At 61.9% G+C, this 6,045-nt stretch carries 1 protein-coding gene; it reads left to right on the top strand.

Annotation, left to right across the window (positions count from 1 at the left end):
- Nucleotides 1-6,045 (top strand): immunoglobulin-like domain-containing protein (locus tag ACQ4OE_RS26635; protein WP_430948447.1); only part of this gene is annotated, 6,045 nt, incomplete at both ends.

Genomic DNA, 6,045 nt, shown 5'->3' with positions numbered 1-6,045 from the left:
AGTCGAAGTCACTATCAAGGACGCCACCGGCGGCAACTTCGAGAACCTCGTTTCGAGCACCACGCCAGCGGTGACCGACGTCACTGACACCATCGACACTTCGACGGTGAAACTGACCGCTACCGAAACCGCCGCTGAAGGCGGCACCGTCACCTACACCGCGACCGTTGGCGCGCCAGTGACCGGTTCGCCTGTCGTGGTGACCCTGGCCAACGGCCAGAACATCACCATCGAAGTCGGTAAGACCACCGGCACCGTGACCACCACCGCACCGAACGACGTGCTCGCCGGCCATGCGCCGCTGACCAACTCGATCACTGGCGTTTCCGGCGGCAACTACGAAAACCTGGTCGCCGACAAAACCCCGGTCAGTACCACTGTGACCGACACCGTCGACACCACCACTGTTTCGCTGACCGCCACCGGCAACGTCAACGAAGGCGGTTCGATCGTCTACACCGCGACGCTGACCAACCCGGCCGGCACCCCGGTGACCGTGACGCTGAGCAACGGTTCGACCATCACCATCGATGCCGGCAAGACCACCGGCACCGTGACCGTCCCTGCGCCTGCCGATGACGTCTACAAAGACGCCGGCAAACTCGAAGTAACCATCAAGGAAACCTCGGGCGGAAATTTCGAAAACCTGGTGGCCAATCCGACGCCAGCAGTGACCAACGTCGCCGACACCATCAACACCACGCACCTGACCCTCAGCGCTGAAAGCTATGTGCTCGAGGGCACGTCGATCACGTACACCGCGACCCTGACCAATGCCGCGCAAACGCCGGTGACCGTCAACCTGAGCAACGGCCAGACCATCACCATCGAGGCTGGCAAAACCAGCGGTTCGGTGACCATCGCAGCGCCAAGCGATGACGTCTACAAAGACGTCAGCAAGCTCACCGTGACCATGACCGATGCCACCGGCGGCAACTTCGAGAAACTCGACGTCAGCAAGACTCCGGTCAGCACCACCGTCAACGATACCGTCGACAAAACCACGCTGACCCTCAGCGCCAGCGACACCGTCAGCGAAGGTGGCCAGATCACCTACACCGCGACCCTGAGCAATCCGGCCGGCACCGCCATGACCGTGACTCTGGCCAACGGCGCGGTGATCAACATCGCTGCCGGCGCGACCAGCGGCTCGGTGAATTTCGCCGCGCCTGCCAACACGCCGTACATCGACGGCGGCAAAGTACAGACCGCGATTGCCAGCCACACCGGCGGCAATTTCGAAGAGGTCGATGCCAACCGTTCCGCCGTCGTCACCAAAGTGACCGACACCGTCGACACCACCAATATCAGCCTGAACGCCACCGGCTCGGTCGCCGAGGGCGGCTCGATCGTCTACACCGCGAGCCTGACCAACCCGGCCGGCACGGCCATGACCGTGACCCTGAGCAACGGCGCGGTGATCAACATCGCCAAGGGCGCAACCACCGGCACTGCGACCGTCGCAGCGCCTGCCGATGACGTCTACAAGGACGCCGGCAAGGTCGACGCAAGTATCACCAAGACCACCGGCGGCAACTTCGAGAACCTGGTGGTCGACAAGACCCCAGCGGTCACCGACGTCACCGACACCATCGACAACAGCACAGTTTCCCTGACCGCCACCGCCAGCACGGTTGAAGGCGGCGTGGTGGTTTACACCGCTTCCGTGACCGCGCCAGTTACCGGCGCGCCGGTTGTGGTGACCCTGTCCAACGGTCAGACCATCACCATTCCGGTCGGCGCCAGCAGCGGCAGTGTCAACTTCACCGCACCAAACGATGCACTGGCCGGCGGCAACACGCTGAGCGTGAAAATCGACGGCACCAGCGGCGGCAACTACGAAAACCTCGTCGCCGACAAAACCCCGGCCGTGACCTCGGTGAGCGATACCGTCGACACCACCAACCTGTCGCTGACCGCGACCGGTTCTGTGGCTGAAGGCGGTTCGATTGTTTACACCGCAACCCTGACCAATCCGGCCGGCACGCCGGTGACCGTGACCCTGAGCAATGGCTCGGTGATCACCATCGAAGCAGGAAAAACCAGCGGCACCGTGACCGTCGCGGCACCGGCCGATGACGTCTACAAAGACGCCGGCAAAGTCGAAGTCACGATCAAGGACGCTACCGGCGGCAATTTCGAGAATCTGGTTCCGAGCACCACGTCTGCGGTCACCAACGTCACTGATACCATCGATACTTCGACGGTCAAACTGACCGCTGACACCACTGTGGCTGAGGGTGGTACCGTCACCTACACCGCCACCGTCGGCGCGCCGGTGACCGGTTCGCCAGTTGTCGTGACCCTGGCCAACGGTCAGAACATCACCATTGAAGTCGGTAAGACCACCGGCACCGTGACCACCACCGCGCCGAATGACGCGTTGAACGGCCAGGCATCGCTGAACAACTCGATCACCGGTGTTTCCGGCGGGAACTACGAGAACCTCGTCGCCGACAAGACCCCGGTGTCCACCAGCGTCACCGACACCGTCGACACCACCAATCTGTCGCTCAGCGCTACCAATTCGGTTGCCGAGGGCGGTTCGATCATCTACACCGCGACCCTGACCAATCCTGCCGGTACCCGGGTAACCGTCACTTTGAGCAACGGTTCGGTCATCACCATCGAGGCCGGCAAAACCACCGGCACCGTGACCGTGGCTGCACCAGCCGATGACGTTTACAAAGACGCCGGCAAAGTCGAAGTCACGATCAAGGACGCCAGCGGCGGGAACTTTGAGAACCTGGTGCCAAGCACCGCTCCAGCCGTGACCGAAGTCACCGACACCATCGACACCTCGACGGTCAAACTCACCGCTACCGATTCGGCTGCTGAAGGTGGCACCGTCACCTACACCGCGACTGTCGGTGCACCAGTGACTGGTTCTCCAGTGGTCGTGACCCTGGCCAACGGTCAGAACATCACCATCGAAGTCGGCAAAACTACCGGCACCGTGACCACTACTGCGCCAAACGATGCGCTGACTGGCCACGCGCCGCTGACCAACTCGATCACCGGCGTGACGGGCGGCAACTACGAAAACCTCGTGGCCGACAAAACCCCGGTCAGCACCACCGTGACCGACACCACCGACACTACTGATCTGTCGCTGACCGCGACCGGCTCGGTAGACGAGGGTGGCCAGATCACTTACACCGCAACCCTGACCAACCCGGCCGGCACGCCAGTGACCGTGACCCTGAGCAATGGCTCGGTGATCACCATCGAAGCAGGAAAAACCACCGGCACCGTGACCGTCCCTGCACCAGCCGATGACGTCTACAAAGACGCCGGCAAAGTCGAAGTCACGATCAAGGACGCTACCGGTGGCAACTTCGAGAACCTGGTGCCAAGCACCACGCCAGCAGTGACTGACGTTACTGACACCATCGACACTTCGACGGTGAAACTGACCGCCACCGAGTCGGCTGCTGAAGGCGGCACCGTCACCTACACCGCGACTGTCGGTGCGCCAGTGACTGGTTCTCCAGTGGTCGTGACACTGGCCAACGGTCAGAACATCACCATTGAAGTGGGTAAAACCACTGGCACCGTCACCACTACCGCACCGAACGATGCGCTGAATGGCCATGCGCCGCTGACCAACTCGATTACGGGCGTTTCCGGCGGCAACTACGAAAACCTCGTGGCTGACAAGACTCCGGTCAGCACCACCGTGACCGACACCGTCGACACCACTAACCTGTCGCTGACCGCGACCGGCTCGGTAGACGAAGGTGGCCAGATCACTTACACCGCGACCCTGACCAATGCCGCTGGCTCGCCAGTGACCGTGACCCTGTCGAACGGCGCCGTGATCACCATCGACGCCGGCAAAACCACTGGCACCGTGACCGTCGACGCACCGAAAGATGACGTCTACAAAGACGCCGGCACTGTGGAGGCGACCATCAAAGGCGCAACCGGTGGCGACTTCGAAAACCTCGTCACCAGCACGGCCCCGGCGGTCACCACCGTCAACGACACCATCGACACCTCCACCGTGTCGCTGACTGCCACAGCCAACGTCGCTGAAGGCGAAACCGTGGTCTACACCGCGACCGTGACCGCGCCAGTGACCGGTTCACCGGTTGTGGTGACCCTGTCCAACGGCCAGACCATCACCATCGCTGTCGGTGAGACCACCGGCTCGGTGAACTTCATCGCGCCGAACAGCCCATTGGCGGGCGGCAGCTCGTTGAGCGTGACCATCGATGGCGCCACCGGCGGCAACTACGAAAAACTCGCGGTTGACGGCAAGTCCGCCGACACCGCCGTGTCCGACACCAACGACACCACCAACCTGAACCTGACTGCGACCGATTCGGTGGCCGAAGGCGGTTCGATCGTTTACACCGCGACGCTGACCAACCCAGCCGGTACGCCGGTGACCGTGACCCTGTCGAACGGCGCTGTGATTACCATCGAAGCCGGAAAAACCAGCGGCACCGTGACCGTTGCAGCTCCTGCTGACGACGTTTACAAAGATGCAGGCAAAGTCGAAGCGACCATTGCGACCGCCACCGGTGGCAATTTCGAGAACCTGGTGCCGAGCACCGTTCCGGCGGTGACCAACGTCACTGACACCATCGACACCACCACCGTCAAACTCACCGCGACCGAGTCGGCGGCCGAGGGTGGCACCGTCACTTACACCGCGACGGTTGGCGCGCCAGTCACCGGTTCGCCAGTGACTGTCACTCTGGCCAACGGTCAGAACATCACCATCGAAGTCGGCAAAACTACCGGCACCGTCACCACCGCTGCGCCAAACGACGCGCTGAATGGTCATGCGCCGATTACCAATGCGATCACGGAGGTGAGCGGCGGTAACTATGAAAATCTCGTTGCCGATAAGACTCCGGTTTCGACCAACGTCACCGATACGGTCGACACCACCAACCTGACACTCAGCGCCACCGGCACTGTGGCTGAAGGCGGTTCGATCGTTTACACCGCAACCCTGACCAATCCGGCCGGCACCCCGGTAACCGTGACCCTTTCCAACGGTTCGGTCATCACTATCGAAGCGGGCAAGACCACCGGAACCGTGACCGTCGCGGCGCCAGCCGATGACGTCTACAAGGACGCCGGCAAAGTTGAAGTGACCATCAAGGACGCCACCGGCGGCAACTTCGAGAACCTCGTTCCGAGCACCACGCCAGCCATAACTGACGTCACCGATACCATCGACACCTCGACGGTCAAACTGACCGCCACGGAGTCTGCCGCTGAAGGTGGCACCGTCACTTACACCGCTACCGTCGGCGCGCCGGTCACCGGTTCGCCGGTTGTCGTGACTTTGGCCAACGGTCAGAACATCACCATCGAAGTGGGTAAAACCACCGGCACCGTGACCACCACCGCGCCGAATGATGCGTTGACCGGTCATGCTCCGATTACCAATGCAATCACCGGGGTAAGCGGCGGTAACTACGAAAACCTCGTCGCCGACAAAACGCCGGTCAGCACTACCGTGACCGACACCGTCGACACCACCAACCTGTCGCTGAGCGCGACCGGCTCTGTGGCCGAGGGCGGCTCGATTCTCTACACCGCGACACTGACCAACGCTGCTGGCTCGCCAGTCACCGTGACCCTGTCGAACGGCGCAGTAATCACCATCGAAGCCGGCAAAACCACTGGCACCGTGTCGGTTCCAGCACCAGCCGATGACGTCTACAAAGACGCGGGAAAAGTCGAAGCGACCATTTCCACTGCGACCGGCGGCAATTTCGAGAACCTGGTTACAAGCACTGTTCCAGCCGTGACCGAAGTCACCGACACCATCGATACCTCGACCGTGAAACTGACGGCCGATACTTCCGTGGCTGAAGGCGGCACCGTTACTTACACCGCAACCGTTGGTGCGCCAGTGACCGGTTCGCCGGTGACCGTGACCCTGGCCAACGGCCAGAACATCACCATTGAAGTGGGTAAAACCACTGGGACCGTGACCAGCGTCGCACCAAACGATGCGTTGACTGGCCATGCTCCGCTGACCAACTCGATCACCGGCGTCACTGGCGGCAACTACGAAAA

Source organism: Pseudomonas sp. WC2, from assembly GCF_050586545.1.
In the GTDB taxonomy this organism is placed as follows: Bacteria; Pseudomonadota; Gammaproteobacteria; order Pseudomonadales; family Pseudomonadaceae; genus Aquipseudomonas.
This window is presented reverse-complemented; position numbering and strand designations above follow the sequence as displayed.